Source organism: Paenibacillus sp. HB172176, from assembly GCF_011947265.1.
In the GTDB taxonomy this organism is placed as follows: Bacteria; Bacillota; Bacilli; order Paenibacillales; family Paenibacillaceae; genus Pristimantibacillus.
This window is the reverse complement of sequence record NZ_JAATHD010000006.1, coordinates 167591-191532: the sequence shown is the minus strand read 5'-3', so window position 1 is coordinate 191532 and position 23942 is coordinate 167591. Positions and strand designations below refer to the sequence as shown.

At 50.4% G+C, this 23942-nt stretch carries 19 protein-coding genes; 3 read left to right on the top strand and 16 right to left on the bottom strand.

Annotation, left to right across the window (positions count from 1 at the left end):
• Positions 1-37: 37 nt before the first annotated feature.
• Complete coding sequence (locus HFP08_RS11050; protein ID WP_168120655.1) at positions 38-901, bottom strand: AraC family transcriptional regulator; 864 nt, start codon at positions 899-901, stop codon at positions 38-40.
• Between the two features lie 146 nt (positions 902-1047).
• Here HFP08_RS11050 and HFP08_RS11045 point away from each other — a divergent pair, with 146 nt between their 5' ends.
• Both HFP08_RS11045 and HFP08_RS11040 read left to right on the top strand, forming a co-directional pair.
• Entirely contained in the window at positions 1048-2166 is a 1119-nt protein-coding gene (locus HFP08_RS11045; protein ID WP_206109225.1) for a glycoside hydrolase family 88 protein, read from the top strand.
• Between the two features lie 121 nt (positions 2167-2287).
• A complete protein-coding gene (locus HFP08_RS11040) occupies positions 2288-2881 on the top strand; it encodes a hypothetical protein (RefSeq protein ID WP_168120654.1) in 594 nt (197 codons plus the stop codon).
• Here the strand turns inward: HFP08_RS11040 and HFP08_RS11035 are convergent.
• The 4 genes from HFP08_RS11035 to mobA all read right to left on the bottom strand — a co-directional run bounded on the left by HFP08_RS11035 (position 2867) and on the right by mobA (position 11423).
• Entirely contained in the window at positions 2867-7750 is a 4884-nt protein-coding gene (locus HFP08_RS11035; RefSeq protein WP_168120653.1) for a DUF3320 domain-containing protein, read from the bottom strand. The two genes, HFP08_RS11040 and HFP08_RS11035, sit on opposite strands and share 15 nt — an antisense overlap.
• 1070 nt (positions 7751-8820) lie before the next feature.
• Positions 8821-9987 carry a copper amine oxidase N-terminal domain-containing protein gene (locus tag HFP08_RS11030; protein WP_168120652.1) on the bottom strand — a complete coding sequence of 389 codons (1167 nt, stop codon included), beginning with the start codon at positions 9985-9987 and terminating at the stop codon, positions 8821-8823.
• Between the two features lie 130 nt (positions 9988-10117).
• Complete coding sequence (locus HFP08_RS11025; protein ID WP_168120651.1) at positions 10118-10702, bottom strand: YdeI/OmpD-associated family protein; 585 nt, start codon at positions 10700-10702, stop codon at positions 10118-10120.
• 76 nt (positions 10703-10778) lie between these two features.
• Positions 10779-11423 (bottom strand): molybdenum cofactor guanylyltransferase, encoded by a 645-nt coding sequence (gene mobA, locus HFP08_RS11020; RefSeq protein WP_168120650.1) that lies wholly within the window; start codon positions 11421-11423, stop codon positions 10779-10781.
• A gap of 274 nt (positions 11424-11697) precedes the next feature.
• On the opposite strand from mobA, the gene HFP08_RS11015 reads away from it, so the two are divergent.
• On the top strand, positions 11698-12432 hold the full coding sequence (locus HFP08_RS11015; protein WP_168120649.1) for a Crp/Fnr family transcriptional regulator: 735 nt from the start codon (positions 11698-11700) through the stop codon (positions 12430-12432).
• A gap of 9 nt (positions 12433-12441) precedes the next feature.
• Here HFP08_RS11015 and HFP08_RS11010 read toward each other — a convergent pair whose 3' ends face one another.
• The 11 genes from HFP08_RS11010 to HFP08_RS10960 all read right to left on the bottom strand — a co-directional run bounded on the left by HFP08_RS11010 (position 12442) and on the right by HFP08_RS10960 (position 23923).
• Positions 12442-13542, bottom strand: coding sequence for a PAS domain-containing sensor histidine kinase (locus tag HFP08_RS11010; protein WP_168120648.1), 1101 nt, complete (start codon positions 13540-13542; stop codon positions 12442-12444).
• The gene (locus tag HFP08_RS11005) at positions 13535-14188 is read right to left on the bottom strand and encodes a response regulator transcription factor (protein WP_206109230.1); all 654 of its coding nucleotides are present in this window, start codon (positions 14186-14188) and stop codon (positions 13535-13537) included. The genes HFP08_RS11010 and HFP08_RS11005 overlap by 8 nt, the downstream gene beginning before the upstream one ends.
• Before the next feature lie 83 nt (positions 14189-14271).
• Positions 14272-14721 carry a GAF domain-containing protein gene (locus HFP08_RS11000; protein ID WP_168120647.1) on the bottom strand — a complete coding sequence of 150 codons (450 nt, stop codon included), beginning with the start codon at positions 14719-14721 and terminating at the stop codon, positions 14272-14274.
• Positions 14722-14775: 54 nt separating this feature from the next.
• Entirely contained in the window at positions 14776-15324 is a 549-nt protein-coding gene (locus tag HFP08_RS10995) for a hypothetical protein (protein ID WP_168120646.1), read from the bottom strand.
• 24 nt (positions 15325-15348) lie between these two features.
• Positions 15349-15888 (bottom strand): DoxX family protein, encoded by a 540-nt coding sequence (locus HFP08_RS10990; RefSeq protein ID WP_168120645.1) that lies wholly within the window; start codon positions 15886-15888, stop codon positions 15349-15351.
• Between the two features lie 166 nt (positions 15889-16054).
• The gene (locus HFP08_RS10985; protein ID WP_168120644.1) at positions 16055-17629 is read right to left on the bottom strand and encodes an ABC transporter substrate-binding protein; all 1575 of its coding nucleotides are present in this window, start codon (positions 17627-17629) and stop codon (positions 16055-16057) included.
• Between the two features lie 62 nt (positions 17630-17691).
• Positions 17692-18627, bottom strand: coding sequence for a carbohydrate ABC transporter permease (locus HFP08_RS10980; protein WP_168120643.1), 936 nt, complete (start codon positions 18625-18627; stop codon positions 17692-17694).
• Between the two features lie 15 nt (positions 18628-18642).
• Positions 18643-19563, bottom strand: coding sequence for an ABC transporter permease (locus HFP08_RS10975; protein WP_168120642.1), 921 nt, complete (start codon positions 19561-19563; stop codon positions 18643-18645).
• Positions 19564-19775: 212 nt separating this feature from the next.
• Positions 19776-21353, bottom strand: a complete 1578-nt coding sequence (locus tag HFP08_RS10970; protein WP_168120641.1) for a response regulator — start codon at positions 21351-21353, stop codon at positions 19776-19778.
• Between the two features lie 18 nt (positions 21354-21371).
• The gene (locus HFP08_RS10965; protein ID WP_168120640.1) at positions 21372-23111 is read right to left on the bottom strand and encodes a sensor histidine kinase; all 1740 of its coding nucleotides are present in this window, start codon (positions 23109-23111) and stop codon (positions 21372-21374) included.
• Between the two features lie 245 nt (positions 23112-23356).
• Positions 23357-23923 carry a hemerythrin domain-containing protein gene (locus tag HFP08_RS10960; RefSeq protein WP_168120639.1) on the bottom strand — a complete coding sequence of 189 codons (567 nt, stop codon included), beginning with the start codon at positions 23921-23923 and terminating at the stop codon, positions 23357-23359.
• Positions 23924-23942: the final 19 nt, after the last annotated feature.

The window sequence follows — 23942 nt, the reverse complement described above, 5'->3', positions numbered from 1 at the left end:
ACCCCCTCTCAGCTTCTCCTATTTTACCTTAACCAGGCTACAGCTTCAACCTGTATTGATGCGGCGAAATGCCCATGACTTTCTTGAACAATTGAATGAAGTAAGACACGTTCGAAAGGCCCACCTGCTCCCCGATCAGCTCAATCGATTGTTCGGAGGAATGCAGCAGACTACAAGCTTGTCTTATGCGCCTCGCAATCAAATAACCCGTGATGCTGCTGCCCGTTTCCTCTTTGAACAATCTTGACAAGTAAGATTTGGATAGATGCAGCTCATTGGCCAGCTTGTCCATCCGGAAAGGCTCCTGATAGTGGGATTCGATCCATTGCAGCACTTGATCGGAATGCCTCAGTTGCTTAACGGCTTCGCGGCGATCTTCGGCCAACCCTGATCGTTGCAGGACGGATAAAATGTGCAGCAAATACAATGCAGCCTGCTCCTCTCCCCCTCCGCTCGTCGACGCGGCTTCCCTGCCGTCTTGAAAGATCTCGGACGCTTGCTCCAGTTCCTCCTTGTAGGCGGACACCTCGAAGCCCTGCTCAATGATGAAGCCTTCCTTCATTCGGGTATAAAGATCTCTGAGAGTCGGAAATGCAGCCAGATACGCTTCCATTAGCTGCGGCTGAAAATGGAATACGCTGCGTTCGTAAGGATTGCTCTCACTTGATTCAATATAGACCTTATGCAATTGCAGCGGACGGAAGAAGAAGAGCATGCCCGGGCGAAGCTCGTAGGTTTTCTGATTCACAATGACCGAGCCGATGCCCTGGTGAACCAGCAGCAGCTCGAGTCCATGATGGAAGTGGTAGTAGCCGACGGTATGCTCTGTCGTGCAATGCCGGCAGTCGAACAGATAATGACGGTTTTTGAATTTGAGCTCCATATATAAAGTCGACTTCACACATCCCGCCTCCATCAGGTCAATAGAACAACATTTTTTATCATTGTACAGCAACTTTTATCTTTTGTCAGACCTTATAATTGAAGATGCAAGCAAGAATACTTGTCATACTAGGGAATGGGAATTCCGCGGGAGGATACTTATCTATGTTGAATGAAGCCTATACCGAACAAACGATGAACAGGCTGTCCGAAAAGGTAGAAGCCATGATCGGGCAAATTGGCGACAAGACTCCGCATGTGGCGGGGCAAGACGGCAAATACGACAGTACAAGAGACAACTGGTGGACTTCCGGCTTCTGGCCGGGCTTGCTGTGGCTGATGCATGATGTGACGGGCAAGGAAGTATTCAAGAAGGTCGCATGGGGCTGGGATGCCAAGCTTGAGAAATGCTTCTCGGAATATCCGGTCGAGCTGCACCATGATGTCGGCTTTCAATTCTTGCCAACGGCTGTCATAAAGTACGAATTAACCGGCGATCAAGAAGGTCTGCGGATTGGTCTGGAAGCGGCCAACTACTTGGCCGGCAGATTCAATCCCGTCGGCAATTTCATTCGGGCATGGAACGGCTCGAACGCGATTGGTTGGGCGATTATCGATTGTCTTATGAATATTCCGCTTCTCTTCTGGGCGAGCCGAACAACGAATGATCCTCGTTACAAGCATATCGCGATGAAGCATGCCGACACCTTCTTAAAGCATGCGATTCGAGACGATGGCTCTGTTTGTCATATTCTATCTTTCAATCCCGAAACCGGAGAATTCATTGAACCGATTGGCGGGCAGGGCTTGTCCGGCACATCGGCATGGAGCCGCGGCAACTCCTGGGCGCTACATGGCCTCGCCATTGCCTTTCGCTGCACGGGAGAAGAGCGCTACTTGCAAGCCGCCAAGCGCGTTGCCCATTATTTCATTGCGGCGCTGCCCGAGGATCATGTGCCTTATTGGGACTTTCGCGTGGAGAGTCTTGAAGGCGAGCCTCGCGACACCTCCGCGGGCGCCATTGCCGCATCCGGCTTGATTGAGCTTTCTCAGTTGACTCCCGCGTCCGAGAGCAGAATCTATCGATCGGCCTCCGAGCGCATTCTCTACTCCTTGAGTGAGAACTATGCGACATGGGATCAGCCGAATCATGAAGCGATCCTGATTGAAGGCACAGGACACAAACCGGCAAATTCCAATGTCAATGTATCGCTCATTTATGGCGATTATTATTTCGCCGAAGGCTTCGCCAAGCTGAGCGGATGGAGGAATCGTATTTTCTAATCTCCTTGTCGCAAACATGTGAAACAACGTACGCAAGCCGCTCGGACCAATGGTCCGAGCGGCTTCTCTGCTTGTTATGCTACAATAACGGAATAACCTACTTAAATTGGAGGCGATATTCATGCAAACCGCACTTGAAACCATTATACACGACTTATTGGAACGCGAAGAGGGACAGCGCCTGTCGCCCAAGCTGATCTGGAATGCCAAGCTGGAAGAGGATATCAACAGGCTGCCGATCGCCGAGCAGACCAATCAGACTTCCGCTGTCGCATTAATGGCGGGCCTTCATCTCATGAACGACAGTCTCCACGCCTCGCATTCCTATGCCCAGTTGATTGAGGACGACAGCAGCGGAGCCTATTGGCACGGACTTATGCATCGCATGGAGCAAGACTTCTCCAACAGCAAGTATTGGTTTCGGAACGCCGGCAATCATCCGGTCAAGGATGAGATGCGGGAAGCGGCTGCAAAGCTGCTCCAAATCGCATTGGAATCCATCCCGGAGCAAGAACGCGACCACGTTATTATCAGGAAATTAATTCGCTTTCGTGACGATATCGGCTGGAATGCGAACGACTTCGTCGATCTTGTAGCGATGCAAGAGCATGATGACGGTACCGAATCAACGGGAGCTTTGCTTGAACAGCTGCAATGGCTTGAGCTTAAGCTGCTGCTTCGCGACACCTATGAACGGTACTCAAGCGAGCAATAAGGTCTCGCCTTTCATTGCCAGAAGCTTCTCCTGCAAGAGTCGCTTGATGATTTCATCCAGAGATTGCTTGAATTCATCGCCGGCTCTTGCAAATCCGACCAAATTGCTGACTGCCGTATAGATTTTGTCCGAAGAAATGCCGAACGAATCCCTTACAATTTTCAGAAGTCCCTCTTGCAGCTCCTCTGGAGAAACATGCTCCAGCTTCTTATTCTTGAGCTCGCTTCTGTCTCTGATCGGCGGAGTTTCCATGCTGCGAAGCCAGAGAAACGCCCCTCTTCTCTCTATGTCCGGAAGCAACGCGAAGCTTTGCTCGAAGGCATCATGAATGCGGCTCGTTAACCTGCGAATGCCGAGCGCTTCACAAATTCTTCGCATAACCTCGATCTCATGAACGGGGCTTTCGATCTCCACCACTTGACTGACCCATGAGGCGAGCACAGACAGAGGCAAATCCTGAAACTCCAAATCATTCAAGGATATATCCAACTCGGCAGTTGCATAAGGCTCAGACGCATAATTTCGATCAACCTCTGTTGATTCCTCTCTCTCAATATCCGGCTCATCGGAGGAACCGGTCGCGAGCATGAAGGAATTGCCTTCGAGCCTGGCGCTCAGTTTGGCTCGATCGATCGCGTCGACGGCTCGCTTCAGCTCCCTCTCGGGATGACGGAACCAATCCGTGCTCCAGATGCGATGAATCGTCCAGCCCAGCCCCTCCAGCACATCCTGTCTCAGCCGATCTCTGTCTCGAGCTGATCTTGCGCTGTGATAGGCGGCGCCGTCGCATTCAATACCGATCGCGTATTTGCCCGGCTTCTCCGGATCAACAACGGCCAAATCAACGAAAAAGCCGGCCGAACCGATTTGCGTCTTCACCTCATAGCCCAGCTCCCTCAGAGCCATGCATACCGCTTCTTCAAAAGGCGAGTCAAAGCCTTTGCCTGTCTCCGCCGGAACATCCACGCTTCCGCTTTCTGCGTACTTCAGGAATGTCTTCAGCGCCTTTACGCCTTGCGCGCTTGAACGGCCCAAGTCGATGTCATGCGACTGCAAATTGGCGAACACCTCGCAGCGGAGCCGCGCGCGCGTAATCAATACATTCAAACGGCGCTCGCCTCCCTCGCGATTCAATGCCCCGAAATCCATGGCCAGATAGCCTTCGCTTGTTTTGCCGTAGCCGATCGAGATGAAGATCACATCGCGTTCATCCCCCTGCACATTCTCCAGGTTCTTCACGAAGAACGGTTCATGCGGATGCGCGGTGAAATACGCTTCGCAGGACGGCCTCGCGCGCCGCAAGGCTTCCAACTCGTCGAGGATGGCCTGCATCTGCGCCATGCTGAAAGCAGCAACGCCAAGCGTCAAGCTCGGATAGAGCTCCGCATGACGCATGACGGCCTCCGCAACCGCCCGCGCTTCCTGGCGGTTCGTTCTCGAGCGTCCGCGATCGTAAGCCGTATCCGGCAAGTAATTGTATATAAGACCGGATTGATGCTTGTCTGCATCCGGACTCGGGAAGACAACCAGCTTATTGTCGTAAAATTCATGATTGGAGACCGTAATCAAGCTTTCATGACGGCTTCGATAATGCCATCTCAGCATCCGCTGCGGCGCATTCTGGCCGACGAACAAGCCTAGCACGCTTTCCACATCGCCAACGAAGTTGTCGTCAGAGTCATCCCAGCCATCATCGCTTGCGATAGAATCGAAGAAGTTCGTAGGCGGCATTTGCTTGCTGTCCCCCACCACCACCGCCTGCTTGGCTCTAATAATGGCTCCGAAAGCGTCGACCGGCCTCACTTGACTGGCTTCGTCGAAGATGACCAGATCAAATTGGAGTCCCCCTGGCTGAAGATAAGAAGCAATGGACAATGGACCCATCATGAAGATCGGCTTTATCGCTTGAATGGCGTTGCCGGCCTTCAGCATCAAGCTTCGGATGGGAAGATGTCTCGTCTTCTTCTCGAACTCCCGGCGCAGCACGCCCAGTTGCCCGCCCGCTTCATATTGCGGCAGACGCTTCCAATGCGCCTCAGCCAGCTTGGCCCGATTATATTCGGCCAAATAACGGTCCAGCTCTGCGAATTTGCGGATGGTATGCTCATGTCTGCCGCTGTCGAAGCTCGCAAGCGCAGGACGTTCGTGAAACGCTCTCGCCGCAATAGACTGATACCTGTTCCAGCGATAGCAATCAAGCAATGACGTTCCGGCTTCCTCCCAAGAACGCGACATCTCTACGAAAGGCGCCAAGCCTGCATCCACGCAAATCTCTTTCAACTGATTATAGGAAGCCATCTCTTGAAGGCCGGAGGTCTGCTCTGTCCATATGCCAAGCAGCTTCCGCAAATCGGCAAAGGACTGCTGCTGCAGAGAGGTCTTGTCGGGGAAGCGCGTTGCACCATCGAATTCAAGCGCTTCCTCAAGCAGACTCAAAGCATGGCTCATTGCCTTGAAAGCTGTTGTCAGCTTCTCGCATTGCTCTTGCAGGAACGCTTTGGTTGGCTGCAAGGCAAGAAAATCATAGGTCCAGTGGGGAAGTCTGTTCCCGCGAATATCCTGTCTAAGCTCCATCATCCACTGCCGCAAGCTCATTAATCGTTCCCAAGAGGACGCCGCGCCCTTCCATGCCGACCCGAACAGTTGCTTGGCGAGCTGGGATTCGTCCTCAATTGCCGCTCGCTGTCGCCTGGACTCCATAATTGTATCCGCAATCGGGAGCAGCGCCCCGGCATTTTCCTTCGGGTTGCGCAGCAATCCTCTCATCCGACTTCTTGCTTTGCGATATTCCCCCGAAAACAAGCGCCACATGCTGCCCTCGTTCTTCACCAGCGCCTGCCGAGTCTCCAGCAGATCCTGCTCCCAAGCTTCGGGAATAAGCATATCGTCATATTGCTGATGAAGCTTGGCGTAAGCTTCTCCCGTCTCGAACAGCTTCGCTATTGCATGCGATTCGCTTTCCCATAGATCGGTTTCCAGATTGGCATCCTTCAGGTCGGGAGCCTGGATGAACCGCTCCAGCATTTTCAAATAAATTGACGCGTGACGAGCATCCTTCGGCAATGGGAAGAAGCATTGCCGCGAGTAATCCTGCAGCAGCAGCTCGAAGGACTGGACGCCCTCGGCGGCGACTGTCGCCATGCCTTGAATCCGTTCAATGTCGGCGGGCAGCACAACCTTTCTCTTGCTCCCCCAGAAGGCATGCTGCTCCGGCAGCCCCATCTTATGAACTACGCTTTGAAGCTCCTCGATCAATGCGACCCGCTTTACATTCTCCTGCTCGCTCCATGAATGAAGCTGTGGCAGCTCGATCGCGGGAAAAGCGTTTCCGATCTTGCCAGCTTGATAGCGCACGATGGCGCCAAGCGCATAATAAGGAGAAACGCCGGTATCCCCGATGGGCGTATTGACCGCTTCGCAATAATCGTTCAACCTCTGGCGCAAATCCTCCAGCAGATGAATGCTTGCGTTATCGTCATGCTTCGGCTTGCCCAGCTCCAGCGTGGCGGCAAGCTCCTGCAGGAGCGCCTTCTTATTGGTCTTATGGCTGTGCAGCTCCAGACATGCAACCCCGAGACCAATCCGGTCGAGTCTTCTCTTCACGACCTCAAGCGCCGCCATCTTCTCCGATACGAACAGCACCGTCTTGCCTTCGCCCATCGCCTCGGCGATGAGATTCGTTATCGTCTGCGATTTACCTGTGCCCGGCGGACCTTGAATAACCATATTCCTTCCTTGCATCGCGTCGAGAATCGCCGTAATCTGCGAGCTGTCCGCATCTACCACTTGATTGGCCTCGTTCAGATTCAAGAACTTGTCAATATGCTCATCCTCCGACACATGGCTCGGCTCCTCTCGAAAGCCGGTATCCAGCAAAGCAGTCATCACCGGATGCTTGTCCGGCGACGCTTCCTCCGGCCACAAGCTCGCGTCCAAGTCCCTATACATCAGAAATTTGCCGAACGAGAAAAAGCCGATCACAAGAGAGCTTGTATCGACGAACCAACGCTTATACCCTTCAATTGCCGTTTGCACATCTCCAAAATAATGATCTAAATCCAGTTCCCCTTCCTCCGAAATAACGGGAATGTCCAGAGCAAACTCCGCTTTCATCTTCGCGGCCAGCGAAATGTTGCTGCCGATTTCATCCTCCGTATACGCGACAGTGAATCGCTCCCGCGCGCTGACGCGGTCGATGCGCAACGGCACGAGAACCAGCGGCGCTTGCCGGGCTTCATTGCTGCTGTCGGATTCGTACCAATGCAGCATGCCGAGCGCGAGGTACAGAATATTGACCCCCTGCTCCTCCACATAGGTCCGCGCGTAATAATACGTGTTAAGCAGCCGGCTTTCCAGCTGCTTCGCTGCGTAGCTCGTCTGCAGCTTCGAATCCGTATGCTTCACGTTCCCCTTCGCTTGCTGAGGCGGAGCCGTCCTATTCGCAGCGGCGGCTTCGGAAGCTTTTGCACCTTCCGCCTCGGGCGGAAGAGCGGGCACGGTCCAATCAGCCTTGAATTCATCCGAATCCGCTTGCCAAGACGCAGGATCCCGCGACAGAACGACTCTCTCCGAAGCTTCTTCTTTTGCAAAATCCCCGGCACCGGCTTGTTTACGATCCATGCCAGCTTCAGAGCTGGCCTCCTTCGTGTCATCCCTTGTCGCATCCTTTTGCGGCTCGGCTTCTTCAAAGGTCATTTTCTTTTTCTCCGTCACAAGAATCCGGTATACATCCGCAGGATTCTCGTTGACGATTTCGAGGCCCTTCGCCTTTAAGGTGCGATAATTAAGCAGCGGGTTGCGCAAGCCAAGATCAAGCAATTGCTCTCGCGCATGGTCTAACTTCTTCTGAATGCTCGCATAATCAGCCATCCTCACGTATCCTCCATAAACTTGACATTCGACGTTCATCTATTTCTTACTGTTATTCGACAATTATCTCTCAAGTCCTCTCTATTGTGAAGTATACCGCATCTTCGCAGCTCCTGCCTATCTTATAGAAGACCGCTATCGTTGCAGCACGCATTATTTAATCTGGCGCATTCAGCCCATTGACTCCTTCGGCTCAATCAGATCATTCAGCGCTTTCTGCTCATTTCGTTTTTTCAGCGCAAGGCGTAGACTCGCATCCACTCGAATTCCTGCATATATCCATCAATTCTCCGAACTGAGCGCGATATAAGCAAATTACTGCAAATATACAGGAATCACATTGGAATTTAGCCTCGCCTGCACAGTCAAACTACAATTGATGGATATTTGCATCATTTTTGCACTTTAACTGATTCATCATGCACTCCATACAATGACATTCAACTACTCCTATTACTGTTACAATACATTCAACGCCGATGGATGAAGCTCATATCGGACAACATACTTGCCGCTTTCTCCGGTTACCGGGATCATCCTATTGCTGTCGCACAGCCGCTTCAGGCATTGAACCGCCATTCGATGATCAATATGCAAGCGCCTTTCAATATCTATTGGTCTTATCGAGTTCGACATACCGCATGCGAGCCGAATGATCTCTCTTTCTATTGCGGCAGTCCTCCCTGACTCATGAAACTGACTGGTAAAATACCTGCTCAGAACCATTCTAAGCAAATTCGCACATAAATCCGGTCGAGCCGCCACGTCGTCATAAGAGAAGCTAATAACTTGAAAACCCATTGCCGTCAGAAAGGTTTCCCTATTCAGCTCATTGCAATATTATGTCCCCTCTCCAACCTCCCCCTTCTCTCGCCGCTGCGTCTCCTAAGATGATCATGAATAAAGTCGTTATGAATTCTCTCATTTTCCAAGCTGTCCACTCCGTTTCTATAAAAGTAAATTTTCTTTAGCAATGCAAAAAGAACGCCCTCTGCTTCCTAAAGACACTTTAGAAAGCAAAAAGGACGTTCCCCGTCACAGTCTTTGTATTCAAATATGAAGACTATTGGCTAATCCACACTCAGCTCATAGCTCAGTTCCGTATCCGAATTGTCAATAAACCAATGATGGGTCAGCTTTAACGTATCGCCGTCTCTTGATACAAGCTTCAGTCCGTCCCAGTTTACAAATTCCACGCTTAATGGATCCAACGACTCGATAATCTCCAGCTTCTTGTTGTCGAGCAGCGCATCCGCAAGTCTGACTGCCGTCTTCGTTTTTTTATCAATTAACGTAAGCCAACCGGCCATTTGCGGACGCACGACCAGAATGTCTTCATCTCCGTACTCCACTTGGAAAGCGGCATCCTCATACCCTGTAAGCTCCCCAAGATCGTAAGTTTCCAGCGTTTCGCCAGTCGAAGAGATTTCCAGAAGCTCCGCTCCGTTCATAAGTAACGCGTTCCCGTCTTCGGACCAATCCGTGCTCTGAAGCGGATGCATGCCCCAATAATGAACTTTCGTTTCCAAAGTCAGCTGATCATTTGCTACTACCATTTTGAATACATTGTCATTGATATGAGGCTCGCCGAAATTATCATGCGCTTCCAGCAGCACGTTGTCTTTCGACATCGCTTCCGCCGTAAACTCGCCAATATCGGTAATTTCGGCGTTCGTATCCGCCACAAGCTCCGCCTCATCCGCATTTTCGGACAGATAGAGCTCTCCGTCCTCGCGCTTCAACCAGAAGGACTTGTCCCCGCTAACCGCATACAAATACGGTTGATCAAAACTTAAATCCACGCGTTGCTCAGTGCCGTTCCAAGAAACTTTGGCGCCCAGCGCTTCCGTAACGAATCGAACCGGCACATAGAGGGTGCCATTCACATTAATCGGCATTGCTGGAATGGTGTACGCTTCACCGTTCACGGTTGCAGCCGTGCTTCCGAAACTCATCTCGATCCGCGTCGTCGGGCTGTTCACCACAACTCGCCTGCCCTCGGGAATCCATGTAACGCTGCTGTCCATCAAGCCTGCCGTCTCCCTGATCGGAAGAAAGACAGATCCGTCCACAAGGAATGGAGCATGCTCGAAGGCAATCGGCTCATCGAATCCATTTGCCGTAATGACGACCGGCAACCGTTCGGCCGATTTCGCCGAAACCGGCTGCGCGCCAATGCCTCCCGCAATCAAAGCAACCGTCACAGCCGTTGCCGCGATATATTTCCTCTTCTTCACTTTCATCCATCCTCCCATTTGCATGTCTACCTAATTAGACGCATGCAATTGGGTAAAAGTTCCTGTTATCGCTTAAAATGTACAGATTTCCCACAATAACTCACTCATCGACGTATTCCACTCGAATGAATTACGTATAAATCTTCTCTTCCCGTTCCAGCATGCCGATGAATTTCTCGATTCGTGCCGCTCTCGTTTCCTGCTTCTTCGCCTGATGAATACGGAACAGCATCGCGTATTGATTCGTCCGATTCAAGCTCTCGTAGAATGCTTTTGCTTGCGCATGCTGCTCCAGGGCATTTGCGAAGTCCTCCGGCATTTCCATCGTTTTCTGGCCTTCATAGGATTTCTCCCACTGACCATTTGCCTTCGCAGCTTCAATCACGGCCAGTCCGGCAGGCATAATTCGCCCATCCTGCAGCAGTCGTTCCGCCTTCTCCTTGTTAATCTTCGACCATATGCTTCGCTTGCCGCGCGGCGTAAAGCGCTGAAGCCAGAAGGCTGTGTTCCCCTTCTTCTTCTGACTGTCGACCCAGCCATAGCAGAGCGCGCATTCCATTGCTTCGTCATAAGTTATGGATTCCAGACCTGAATCCTTCTTCGCGATGCTAAGCCAGAAGCCCGGCGAGCTGTCCCCATGAAGGGACAACCAGGACATCATATCCGTTTGATTTTGAAAGCTGATCTCGGGAAGCTCAGTCTTGCCACTACTCATCATTCCGCCTCCTTTGCTTGCCGCCTATCCGTTTATTCGTATTTTACCGAAATTGCATCACAATGAACAGATCCGTTTATTCTTGCATATGCGGTTCATTGATCATGCCCTTCGGGGGGATGATGTTGAACTGCTTATTCATGCTTTCATACTCCTCCCAAGTATGAAAGCCGTTCACAAAGTCAAGAGCAATGCCGCATTCCAGAAAAGAAGCATCGGGCATATCCTTCCACACAATCGAGCGAAGCAACGACGACGCGCTTCTTTCCCCTTGCTCGAGCAGCTTCTGTACATGCTGTGCGCAGCTCTTATCATAAATGCCATGAAGCGGATAGACGCCTCCTCCAATAAGAGGCAGCGCAGCTTCAAAGCCCTTGAGCTTGCAGCCCCTGAGCAGCAAGGCTGCTTTGGCCGACACAAAAGGCATCTCGCTTCCTATCGCCCACACTTCTTTGTATCGGGCGAGCGAGAAACCCGCGAACATCCCGCCCATCGGACCCATTCCGCTATAATAATCCGTTATGATTCTCGTATTGGAATCGAGAACCTTCAGGAACCGTGTTGGATCCGGGGTAGCGACGATAACCTCTTGACAAATTTTTTTCATTTCCCAAACCTGCCTCACAATGAGCGGTGAATCGCCAAAGGGCAGTAGAGCGCTCGTCTGGCCCCGTAAACGCGCGTCTGGCCCGCCCGCCAGAATCAAGCCTGTTAACATCATGCCCGCCTCCTCGCTGGTTGCCTTATCCCTCATTTCTGAACTAAGCATACCGTGATTTTCATGGCGAAGCTGTGAAGTGCGTCACATAGACAGCCTTTTTCAAATGATTTAGAGGGAATGAATCATGGTTGCTAAGGGAATTCCCTTAGGAGAATGGCAGGGAATAATTTCCTCTGAGCAATTGACTTACGCAAAAATCAGAGAGTTCCCCGATTACGAAACTGGAACGAAATTGTTATGATGGAAACAAGAAAACGCCGAGGAGACGATGACCATGCAGGCAAGAACAGTTCAAAAATCGGAGGAGCCAACCCGTGTAAATGAGGGCATCAGAGCGTATTTCTCTGAGGAAAGCTTTGAGCGCCTTTCCGGTATTATGTACAGCAAGCATGCGAAGAAGGGCTCTACCCTTTTCTGGGAAGGCGACAAAGCGGATTATCTGTATTTCATTCACAAGGGACGGGTCAAGGTGAGCAAAACGATGGATGAGGGCAGCTCCTTGACGCTCTATCTTCATCATGACGGAGATCTTCTCGGATTTGGGGATTGTCTGTCCGAAACTCCGCATATTCTTTGCGCGGAAGCTTTGGAGGATTGCAGTCTCGGCGTCATCCAACGCAAGGATCTGGAGGTCCTCTTATGGCAGCATGGGGATCTCGCGGTGGAATTCATGAGATGGCAGGGGATGATGCACACGCTGACCCAGACCAAGCTGCGCGATCTCATGATGTTCGGCAAGCCCGGGGCTCTGTGCTCCTTGCTCATTCGGCTCAACAATTCGTACGGAACATCGTGCGGCGAGAACAGTCGAATTACGGTTAAGATGAACAATACGGAGATGGCCGAGATGATCGGCGCTACTCGAGAGAGCGTCAATCGTATGCTCAGCGATCTGAAGAAAGACGATATTATCGATCTTGAGAATGGACATCTCATTATCAAGGATTTGACTTACTTGCGCGATGTCTGCCATTGCGACAATTGTCCGAAGCATATATGCCGCGTGTAAGCCGTGCAGCTACAGCTTCGGAACAATGAAGCAAACCTCGGTTCCTCCTCCCGGCTCGGACCGGATTGTCAGGCTGCCTCCAGCGCTTCTTGCGCGCTCGCGCATGCTGAAGAGTCCTACGCCGCGTTGCTGCATAGTCGAATCAAAGCCCTTGCCGCAATCCGCAACAACGACCTTCACCTCGTTATCCCGCTCTTCAAGCGTCACGGTCGCTTCGGATACGCCGGCGTATTTCGCGACATTGGTCAGCGCTTCCTGAATGATTCGATAAATGGCGGTTTCCTTCAAAATATCCATTCTTCCGTGCAAATTGCACTGCAATGCTATTCTGATGCCATAGTGTTCCGAATAGCTTTCCATATAGGTGCGAATGGCAGGCACTATGCCGTGATCATCCAGCACGGTTGGCCGCAATTCCCATGCAAGTCCGCGAATATCCTCCATCATATGAGACACATCGCTGCGAAGCTCGTTCAATTCCTTCTCCGTGTCGCGACCGTCGATAAGTCTGTCCAGCTTAATGAGCAGCGAAAACAGGCTCTGACCGATGCCGTCATGCAATTCGCGGGAAAATCGTTTCCTCTCTTCCTCCTGGATCTCGATGACCTTCATCATCATTTCCTTCAGCTCTTGCTCCGCCTGCTTGCGTTTGGTCACCTCGCTTCGAATCGCGAGATATTGATACGGCTTGCCTTTCTCGTCAAGGAACGGAACAATCGTCGTGTTCACCCAATAATAGCTTCCGTCCTTGGCACGGTTCTTCAGCTCCCCCCGCCAGACGCTGCCAGCTTGAATCGTATGCCATAGCTGGCGAAAGAACGCCTTGTCGTGGTGACCCGAATTAATAATGCGATGATCCCTTCCAAGCAGCTCTTTCCGACTATACTGCGATATTTCACAAAATTTATCATTCACATCTTGAATGATTCCTTTCGCATCCGTAATGGCGACTATGGACGATTCGTCCAATGCGAATTTCACATCGCTCAGCTGTTTAAGCGACTGACTCATCCGTTCAAGCGCTGCTTCGTCGACCATCCTCTCTTCGATAATGGTTAGAAGCTCTTCCACGTCCGCACCAATTGTCTTCCTGTCAAACTCTCTATTCATAGTCGAGCAACCCTTTCTTGAAAGCGAATTTGATCAACTCCGGCCGCGTTCGAAGCCCCAGCTTCTCCATCAGGTTGCTCTTATGGGTTTCCACGGTCTTCACACTGATGATCAAGCTCTCCGCAATTTCCTTATTCGAATAGCCTTTGGCGATCCAGCCCAGAATCTCTTTCTCTCTCTGGGAGAGCGAGTCATACGGCTCGGCGCCTTCGCCGCCTTCCTTCACTCTGTTCAAATACTCATTCATGAGTCGCTTCGTCGCGGTTGGATAAAGATAGGCATTGCCGGTCGACACTGTACGAATGGCCGTCAGAAGCTCTTCATGAGGCGCATTCTTGAGAATATAACCGGAGGCGCCAATCTGAATGGCGCGGAACAAATATTCATCATCATCATGCATCGTCAGTATCAGCACGGCCGTGTCCGGCAAGATTTGCTTCAGTTCCGTCGTCGCCGTCATTCCATCCTTGCCGTGAGGCATACTCAGATCCATAAGCACAACATCCGGCCTCAGCTTCTTGGCAAGATGAATGGCCTCATCTCCCTCCGACGCTTCCCCGACCACCTCAATTTCATGCCTGCCATGAAGCAGCATGGAAAGTCCGGATCGCACAACAGCATGATCGTCGCATATAAGCAGCTTAATGCTTCTCCACCTCTTCCCGATTATCTTTCTTCTTATTATAAAGTATACAAAAAAAAACGCGGTTCCGTAAACGGCGCCGCCTCTTATCTGTTGTTCTGCACCTCGGGAATAGCCCCGGCCAGTCTTGTTGCCGCGAGTAAAGCCAATTGCAGCTCCCTGGGAATATAATCTCTCTCGATACGTCGCCCAAGCAATATAACCCCGATTAAACCGGCGGCTCCTTCAACCGGTACGACAGCAGCGCTCCGAAGCTGCTCGGAGAACATCAATGGTTCATCCAGTCGCAGCGACTCCTTGCTGTGATTGTCGATCTCGGTCGCCGCAGGTCGACCGGTACGAATGGCGACTCCCGATAATCCCCTCGTCGTCTTCTGGGTAATGCTCAGCATTCTCGCCTCGCTGATGCTGCCCGCCGCGAAACGCCATCGAATTCTGCGCGCCGCTGCATCGATTTGACCGAGGCCGGCGAAGTCGCTGCTTGTTTCCTCCAGAAGATGCAGCAAGCTGTCGACCGCAGAATCCGTTTCTCCCATAACGCCTCACTCCTTATCTCATTCTATTGTAATCGACTTTTTTGCATTTGTATGTCAGGGAATACCCTGATTGTTGGCCTTGCCAGCTGTGTCGTCCTCCAGCATTTGCTCCGCTGAGGGTAAAATATACTTTTGTTCCATCATCAAACAAAACGACATAATCATTAGCCCGCTCAAGAGGTGATCAAGAGATTTGATCAAATCAACGGCCTGCGGATTCCCTCGGAAGCTATCGACCTCTTCAATAAAAGAAGTCAATTCCTTCCTTGCCTCCCGACAACGGCTTTCCATGACCAGATGACTAAAATGAACGGAAGGCGCGAATAACGCATCATCCCGTTCATAATCCAGAAGAGCAGGAATAACTCTCGCTTCTTCTGTTTGATAATGCTCTTCGATGCGTTGTTCAAAACTTCTCACCTGACAGGACAGCTGCTTTAATTCAGACATGCTTGCCGATTTGAGCTCCCCTCGCAGCGACCCTGCCTGACTGAGGAGCTCTTTGAGCTCCTCAGTCAGCTGCAGACGTTGTACTTCGAGCACCTGAAGAATTGGCGGCTGTGGTTTGTTCCATTCCTTCCCAGGTTGATTGATTGCGGTCATTAGACGTTCACTCCTTCGGCCTCGCTAGGTTGTTCTATGCTTGCCATTCCCTATCTTCTTGCCGAATTCCCCTCTGCGGCCCAGCTTTGCCAATGTGTTCTTCAAGAAAGGCAAGACGTAGAAATCGGCTCCGAACTTACCGGCATTGGCGCCAGCAACAACGATGAACAGACCTAGCAGAATCATCCATGGGTTCGTGCTGATTGTGCCCGCGAACAGGAACATGAAGTTCATCAACAATCCGAAAAATGCGGCGGCGGCAGTCAAGCAGCCGAGTATCAAGCCAACGCCAATCAAAAATTCGCCTAGCGGGATAAGAATATTAAACAGCTTCACGTTCGGCAAGGCAAAGTGCTTCAGAAATGCGGTGAAGGTCGGATAGATCAGGTCGCCTGTCGCGTGATCCGCAACCGGCTTTTCGATCGCGCCTTTCAGGAAGCCCGCCGCGTCAAAACCGCCCGTTAATTTATGCCATCCTGCATCAAGCCATTTCCAACCGAGGTAGAAGCGAAGCACCAGCAGCAGCCCTGCTGCGATTCTGTTTTCTCTAATCCAAGTTACCATTTGAACCATCTCCTTGTTTAATCTATGGTCTTATTGTATATCCTCCTCCCTGCGCGGTCTGTGAAGTTGCTCACAGCTGCATGTGATCTTTCTCACAGTGGACACTGACATGGAAAAACCGGGCACAGCCTCCCATCGGCCATGCCCGGTTTCTCTTTCCCTTCTATTATTGCTTCGCAAGAAACGCGTCGATCTGCGCTTGCAGCTCCCCTTGAATTTTCTCTAGTCCCGCTGCTTTCAATTGCTTGTTCAAATCCTCCAGGCCTTTGTCGATATCCTTGATGACGCCGTATTCGAGCGGAATGCCGTAGCGAAGCATCACATTGCCTACGCTCGCGATTTCCGTCTTCACCTTGCTGTTATCGAACACGAAGGTTTCCAGCGGATAATGGTACACTTGGCTCTCCCAGCTATTGACCATATCCGTCACTTCTTGCGGGAAGGACTCATTGCCGCGATTCAGCGGAGAATTGAAATCCCAGTTAGAGAAGCCCGTGAAATTCGCGTTTTTGTCCGTTGTTTTATATTTGTCATCGCCAACCGGCTCATAATGCACGCCTGCAATGCCGTACATGATCAGATCGTGAATTTCTTTGTCGTTCTGCATCAGATCGATCATCATCATCGCGCGCTCGGGATGCTCGGAGGTAGCATGAATGGAGGTTCCGTTCTGCGTGGAAATCGCGACCGATTTGGCCTTGTCCGGATTGATGTCCGCTATAGCGACCTCATATTCCGAATTTTCACGGCGCATTTGCTCCATGAGCGAGCCCGTTGTGCCCGTATTATGCGTAATGGCCGCTGTTTTTCCTTGTCTGAAATCCTGCTGATGATCGTTTTTACTGTTCAGAACGTTTTTCGACCAGGCATTGTTATCCGCCAGATTCTTGTAATAGACGAGCAAATCCTTGAATTCCTGCGTTTCGTACACATTGAATACCTGACCCTTAGGATCGGATAATTTGAAAGCAAACGGCATATCCAGATCGAACATATTCCACTCATTCTGTTGCTTCAGCAAGATGCGGTCCAGGTTATGAAACTTCCAATCGCCCGATTCCGGGGTGAACGGAATAATTCCCTTCTCATTCCGGGAAACGGCAATCAAATAATTGGAAAACGCTTCCGGGCTGTCGATCGCCGGCAAATTGTATTTCTTGCGCAGATCCTCCCGATACAAAATGACCTTCTCAACCGATTCTCCACTGTTTTGCGGAATCATGTACAGCTTGCCGTTTACTTTCGCTTGATCCCAGCTCACGTCGCTCATCGCTTTCTCCGTAAGCGGCATATACTTGGCGATCATGTCATCGGTCAGCTCCAGGAAGCCGCCCTTCAAAGCCTGATCGCTGTAGCCTGCCCAATTGGCCGAGTAAATCAGATCGAATTTCTCGTCGGCTGCCAGCTTTAACGGATATTTCTGCGCCCAGTCGGACCAATCCAGAAACTCGCCTTCGATCGTCGCGTTGATTTTCTCCTTCAGCTTCTTATTGAGCTCCGTGAACACTATGTCATAGTCCACCGGCTTCGGTCCTACGAAGATCATTTTCAGATGAACCTCATCCGAAATATCTACGCCGTCCACAGATTGGGGAGCGGCCGATGCCTCTGATCCCGATGTTGCTGTCGGAGTAGTCGTGCCCTCGGACGATGTGTTATTGTTGTTGCTCCCGCAAGCGCTTAGTACCATGGCAAAGATAAGAACGATTGCCAGCAAAACGGATCTTTTCGTATTCCACATATTCTCGTTTCCCCCTAATGATCATTATATTGATAAACCAGGTTCATTTCCCTGGGCTCATCCTATCCTTTGACCGCGCCAATCGTTAAGCCTTGCACGAAATAGCGTTGTATGAACGGATACACAAGCAGAATCGGACCGGTTGCCACGATCGTCATCGCCATCTTCAAGCCTTCTGACGGCAGCGAGGTCGTATTCACGGCTCCCGCGCTCATCATCGCCTTCCTCATGCCGTCCATATTGCCGAGCATCTTGTAGAGATAGTATTGGAGAGGCATCAGCTTCTCATCCGACACGAAGAGCAAGGCATTGTACCAATCATTCCAATAGGCCAGCGCCAGGAACAGGCCGATCGTAGCGAGCGCCGGCTTCGCAAGCGGCAGAATAAGCCGCAGATAGATGAGGAAATCGCCGGCTCCGTCTATTTTCGCCGACTCGACAATCGCCTCCGGGATGCTGCTCATGAAGGATTTCATCACAATGATATAGAACACATTCAGCATGAGCGGCAAGATTAATGCCAGCGCAGTATCCTTCAGGTGCAAATAATTGACCAGCAGCAGGTACCAGGGAACAAGTCCGCCGTTAAACAAGGTTGTGAAGAAGAAGAAAAAGGCGAATTGATTGCGCCACTTGAAATCCTTCCTCGACAAGCCGTAGGCCGTCATCGAGGTCAGGAATAATCCGAGAAAGGTGCCGACCACGGTCACCATAATGGTAACGAGATAGGCGTGAATCATTTGATCGGGAAATTTGAAAAGAATGCGATAAGCCTCCGTCGAGAAGTCGAGCGGCAGAAACTGATAGCCGTCAACGACAATCTTGCTCTCCTCTGTTAATGACGAGGAGATCACAAGAACAAACGGCACCAGGCATAGCAGGGCAAATAACGATAGCGACACGTACCCGATAAATGCCAGTATTTTGCGATCCGTATGCTTTATTCTGCGGGCAGAGCTTCCAGACTGTTGATCAACTTTCCACTGCGATGCGCTCATGGGATCACCTCCTTGTTAGAATAAAGCGCGATCAGGATCGTACCTGCGAACCGAATAATTGACCAGCATAATCGTCGCGAAGCCGAGCACCGATTGGAAGACGCCCGCCGCCGCCGACATCCCGATATCATTCGATGTGATAAGCGATCGGAAGACAAAGGTGTCAATCACATCCGTGGATGAGAATAACACGCCGTTATTGCCCACCATATTGTAGAACATCCCGAAGTCGCCTCTGAATATATTGCCCACGGCAAGCAGCACCAATATAATGAGCGTTGGATACAGATTTGGAACGGTGACCTTCCTGATGCGCTGGAACACATTGGCTCCATCAATCTCCGCAGCTTCATACATTTCTGTGTCGATGCCCGCAATTGCCGCCAGATACAGCACCGTTCCATAACCTATCGTCTTCCACGCAGATACAATCGTCAGCAATACGGGCCAGTAGGACGGCGTATTGTAGATGTCGATCGCTTGCATCCCCAGACCTCTTAGGAGCGCGTTAACCGTACCAATATCATAGTTCAACAAATTGTAAGCGATTGCGCCGACAACCACCCAAGAAATGAAATACGGCAGAAACAAGACGGATTGCGTAATTTTCTTAAACCACTTGCCTCCAACCTCGAACAATAGAATAGCCGCGAAGATCTGAAGCCCATTGTTCACGACAATGAATGCGATATTATACAAGGCTGTATTCCGCGTTACTCGCCACGCATCTCCCGATTCGAAAAAAAATCGAAAATTATCAAAGCCGTTCCATGCGCTGCCGAATATCCCGCCTGCGTAGTCATAATGCTTAAACGCGATAATAACGCCAACCATGGGGATATAAGCAAACAAAACATAAAAAGCAACGGCTGGCAGCAGCATGAGCAGAATGGTTCTGTACTTCACAAGATCCTTCCAGAAGCCGTTTACTCTCATCGAAGTTCCCTCCCTCTCTTGTTTGTCTCTTTTCTCTAATTATAGAAGAGGAGGATCGCCCGCAAAATTGCCCGAAACAACTAAAACCTATACTGTTCCAACGATAGTCAAAGTATTTTTCCAACAGATGTCTGACCTCATGCGAAAAAAGCCCATGCCTATTCGCATGGACCGGACCTGACGCTTCATTCGCTTTTTTTGAGGATACGCACCTACATCTTATGCTTTTTTCGATATTCGCCGGGGGACATGCCCATAAGCTGCTTGAATTGCCTGTTGAAATGAATCATATTCTTGTAGCCTGCCAGCTCGGCGATTTCATAAATCTTCTTTGTGGGGTCCCCCAACAGCTCGCACACCCTCTCCATTCTCAATTCTTTCACAAAGTCGCTGAATAAGCTGTCGGTCTCCGCCTTGAACAATTGACCCAAATAGTTAGGAGTAAAATCAAAATGAGCAGCCACCTCATTCAACGTAATCTTCTGATCTAATCGTTCTTTCACATACTTCGTTATTTCAAGAATTAGACCGCGCTTCTGTTTCTGCCGCTTCACGAACAGCAGCTCCGACAGCTCGAAAAATCTTCGTCTGAGCCAGGATACAATATCATGCATGGTTTCGAACTGAAACAGTACTTGAGGCTGATGCGACTCCCATTCCAATATTTCGTACATATGCTCATTCATTTGCTGCAAATCGGCATGCAGCTTGGAATTGATCCGAATAATCAGCTCATACACATCATTCTTCTGCTGCAGCGGATAAACTTCATTAAACAGCTGTGTCAAGCAATCATCCACCGTAACAAGATCATACTCCAGCATCGCCTGAAGCATGCGATTGACCGTTTCCTCCATATTGGCAAACGCATTTCCCTTGGGAGACCGGGCATTCTCATCTTGAATCAATCGATTATTGCCCACCATCCATTTGATGCTAAGCGCCGCCTTCGCTTGACGATAAGAGGCATGCAGCTGAGCCAGCTCAGCCGCGCGCATTCCCATGCCAATCGTAATCGTATAGGAGCGGAACGACTCGCGGAAAGCCGTGATCAGCTCCTCGAACAAGCTCTTGCTCTCATCCTCCTGCAGCGAGGTCAGCGCGATAAAATGATTATCGTACGCAGGAATAACGGTGCCGTTCAGCTCCTCCGCCGCGAAGGCTCGAATAAACGCAGCTGTCTGGGCGGAGAAGGCATTCCTCTCTTCATCGCTCATCGCTTGCAGCTTTCTCGGCATATCGTCAATTTCAATTATCGCTGCGGCAGCGCCGCCTTGCAGCATGGGCCCCAGCAATCGTTCAACATGCTCCTCGGCATGTCCCGGACCCGGCTCATTGAACCATCGCAGCAGCAGCTCCTGATTGACAAGCGACAGCGTTTCCGAATAGGAAACCTCGCGCTTCCTTTCATTCTCAATGCGATCGCAAATTTCCGCCAGCCTCTCGTGAAGCTCGCCGTCCTCAACAGGCTTGAGCAAATAATCGAAGGCGTGCAACTGAATCGCTTCCTTCGCATAGGCAAAATCCTGATGACCGCTAATAAACATGATTTGAATATGCGGCGAGATTTCCCTTGCTTTCCGGGCAAGCTCCATCCCCGACATAATAGGCATGCGTATATCGGTAATCATGATGTCGATCGACTGCTCCTCCATTAGCTTGAGCGCAGCGAACCCTGACTTCGCAGTCTGAACGTTGTCCAGCCTCAGCTGCTTATCGCCCTCCACTCTTCGCCTGAGCCATTCCAGATCAAACGCTTCATCATCTACCAGCAGCACATGAATCGCCATAATATCTCTGTCTCCTTATCACCTGATGTCAGCCCGCTCTTCCTCGTCTACGCCTTTATGCTCGATTGGAAGAATGATTTCAACCGTAGTGCCCGCTCCAAAATAACTTCCGATTCGAATGCCAAAGTCCGAGCCGTACCGAAGGCTGATTCGTTCCTCCACGTTCCTTAGTCCGTAGCTGTCCGATTGACTCGATTGCGTGCGCATTCTTTCCAGCGCCTCTTTCCTCATGCCAATGCCGTTGTCGATTACCTTCAGCTCGATGCAGTCGCCAAGCCGCCTGCCCGTAATTCGAATGGCTATCGTATCCCCGAACCAGGCATGCTTGAATATATTTTCAACAAACGGCTGAAGAATGAGCTTGATCACCGATATTTGCCGAATGTCGGGTTCAATATCCACATAGACGCGGAAGCTGTCCGCATATTTCACCTTTTGAATATCGAGATAGGTCTGTACTTGCTCCAGCTCTTTCTCCAGCGGAATATAGATTTCGCCTCCATTAATTGTAAGCCTGTAAAATCTCGACAAGCCTTGAACCATTTCCGTCACCTTTTGCACTTCGCCGAGATTGGCCAAGCTGCCGATTGTCGATAAGGTGTTATACAGGAAATGCGGGTTGATCTGCGCCTGCAGCGCGTCTAGCTCGGCTTGCTTCTTCTGAATGCCCTGCACATACACATTCTTGATCAGATCCTGAATGCTGGTCGCCATCTGATTGAATGAGTTGCCGATCAGCACGAATTCATCATTCCCCGAAAAGCCGACCCGTTTATGAAAATTGCCTTCCTGAAAGGAGCCTACCAGGGTGACAATCCGCTTAATCTTCTTGCCAGACAAACGCGCGACAAAGTAGCCGATGAACGCCATGACGAGGAAGCTGATGGCGCATATCCCTCCGATTACTCGCTGCAGCCTGCTGGCGTCCTTGTTCAAATACGCTTTGGGCACGAGAGTTTCGATCATATAATTCGATTGGGCAATAGGCTTACGGACGGTCAGGAAAGCATCCTTCTTCGCGGATGACACAAACTCGCCTCGTTCATACAGGGCTTGTCCCGAGCTCGTATCGACTAGACGAACACCGATGCCTTGCTCAATCGGATAGGCGTCGAAATTGCCGAACAGCTCGTCAAATCTTGCCGTGACACGCACATAGCCAATAATAGATGCATTCACGGAAACCAGCTTGCGCAAATAAGAGATATTGCCGAGCTCACGATCGGTGTCAATCTGCATCCATATCTGATCCTTATCCTGCGAAACAATGGACTTGAACCACGGTCGATTGACGATCTGATCGAGCAAGAGCACATAGTAATCGCTTCTTGAGATCGGAGTGGACATATCATCTCCCGGAATCTCGTACATCGTATCATTGGCCATATAAAGCGCGATCCGCAGATGATTTCCGTATAATTGCAAGGGGCCCTTCAATTGCGGAACCACATCATCTCGCATCTTCAGCATATTCTGCAGCTCGTCTCCCCTGTTCTGAAGCGCGTTCTGAAACGTCATATTCGAGAACAGGATATCCGTTATTCGAGTGATCTCGTTCATCTGATAGTCAATATTGTTCTTTGTCTGCTGCATAGCCGTCTGAATATTCGTCTTCGCCATTTCGGTTCTGGAATCGACAAGCATTGAATAGGAGGTGTAACCGATTACAACATCCGTCAACAGGACGAGCAATAGATAGGGAACCAGCATTTTATAAGTAAATGGCATATACATCTTCTGAGGGAGAAATTTTCGCATGCTTCGGCTCCTAACTGTTCATATACGCATCGTATGCTCTCGCCCTATCTTACAGGAAATCGGTTAATGCTGCATATACATTTTCTGGTTATCTCCTTGAGAAAAACAGAAACGCAAACAAGCCGAACAGGGCGGGTGTGCGGCTTGCAGCGTTCTATTCTCTTTCTCTTCCTGCACGGTCAGCCTCTTTCGACAGACGTGCATTCAAATTGATAATTTTCCTCGTTCGAGCAACGCTTCACAAACTATGAGAATAAATAATCGATATCTGTCAAGATCTCGTCAGTAAGCGGGTAGATCACTTCTTCCTCCAATTGAAAATGTCCTGTGAGAATCAAGCAACCCTGCGTTAATTCATTCGCCGTTGACTTCATCTGTTCCGCGGCAATAACCCCGTCGTTCTCGAGGTCAAGCAACAAGGCGTGCCTGATCGCTTTGCAATCCTCCATGAAAGCGCTGAAAAACTGCAACGCAAGCTCGAAATCCTTCTCCAGCATCCACATAGACGGCATCATGGTAGGTTCAATCTTCCTTTTGAAGTATTGGGAAAGGATAGGAAACAGCTCCTCGTTCTCCCATTGTGTGTGAGTTTTCAGATTAAGCATTAATTCAGCTGCGCCTCTTTGCAATTGATTCAATACAGCAATCACGTTTTTGCTATTGGCCGATGAGCTTGCTTGCATGCTTAATTCGCATAACGCGTCTACTTTCAATTTAAGCAGCTCATGCTCCTCCTTAAGTCGAATGGCCTGAAGCATAAAGGCGCTGGGCCTGGCAGCATTCATCGGTTCAAACTTGCCAATGTTATTCATATCTTCACCTCCGAAGAAA

What these genes read in the sequence shown, in the direction of transcription:
- HFP08_RS10985 (WP_168120644.1), bottom strand. Translation starts at nt 17,629, where the DNA reads ATGTGGAATACGAAAAGATCCGTTTTGCTGGCAATCGTTCTTATCTTT.
- HFP08_RS11015 (WP_168120649.1), top strand. Translation starts at nt 11,698, where the DNA reads ATGCAGGCAAGAACAGTTCAAAAATCGGAGGAGCCAACCCGTGTAAAT.
- HFP08_RS11035 (WP_168120653.1), bottom strand. Translation starts at nt 7,750, where the DNA reads ATGGCTGATTATGCGAGCATTCAGAAGAAGTTAGACCATGCGCGAGAG.
- HFP08_RS10995 (WP_168120646.1), bottom strand. Translation starts at nt 15,324, where the DNA reads ATGACCGCAATCAATCAACCTGGGAAGGAATGGAACAAACCACAGCCG.
- HFP08_RS10970 (WP_168120641.1), bottom strand. Translation starts at nt 21,353, where the DNA reads ATGGCGATTCATGTGCTGCTGGTAGATGATGAAGCGTTTGATCTGGAA.
- HFP08_RS11040 (WP_168120654.1), top strand. Translation starts at nt 2,288, where the DNA reads ATGCAAACCGCACTTGAAACCATTATACACGACTTATTGGAACGCGAA.
- HFP08_RS10980 (WP_168120643.1), bottom strand. Translation starts at nt 18,627, where the DNA reads ATGAGCGCATCGCAGTGGAAAGTTGATCAACAGTCTGGAAGCTCTGCC.
- HFP08_RS11010 (WP_168120648.1), bottom strand. Translation starts at nt 13,542, where the DNA reads ATGAATAGAGAGTTTGACAGGAAGACAATTGGTGCGGACGTGGAAGAG.
- HFP08_RS11045 (WP_206109225.1), top strand. Translation starts at nt 1,048, where the DNA reads ATGTTGAATGAAGCCTATACCGAACAAACGATGAACAGGCTGTCCGAA.
- HFP08_RS11025 (WP_168120651.1), bottom strand. Translation starts at nt 10,702, where the DNA reads ATGAGTAGTGGCAAGACTGAGCTTCCCGAGATCAGCTTTCAAAATCAA.
- mobA (WP_168120650.1), bottom strand. Translation starts at nt 11,423, where the DNA reads ATGATGTTAACAGGCTTGATTCTGGCGGGCGGGCCAGACGCGCGTTTA.
- HFP08_RS10965 (WP_168120640.1), bottom strand. Translation starts at nt 23,111, where the DNA reads ATGCGAAAATTTCTCCCTCAGAAGATGTATATGCCATTTACTTATAAA.
- HFP08_RS10960 (WP_168120639.1), bottom strand. Translation starts at nt 23,923, where the DNA reads ATGAATAACATTGGCAAGTTTGAACCGATGAATGCTGCCAGGCCCAGC.
- HFP08_RS10975 (WP_168120642.1), bottom strand. Translation starts at nt 19,563, where the DNA reads ATGAGAGTAAACGGCTTCTGGAAGGATCTTGTGAAGTACAGAACCATT.
- HFP08_RS11000 (WP_168120647.1), bottom strand. Translation starts at nt 14,721, where the DNA reads ATGGGAGAAACGGATTCTGCGGTCGACAGCTTGCTGCATCTTCTGGAG.
- HFP08_RS10990 (WP_168120645.1), bottom strand. Translation starts at nt 15,888, where the DNA reads ATGGTAACTTGGATTAGAGAAAACAGAATCGCAGCAGGGCTGCTGCTG.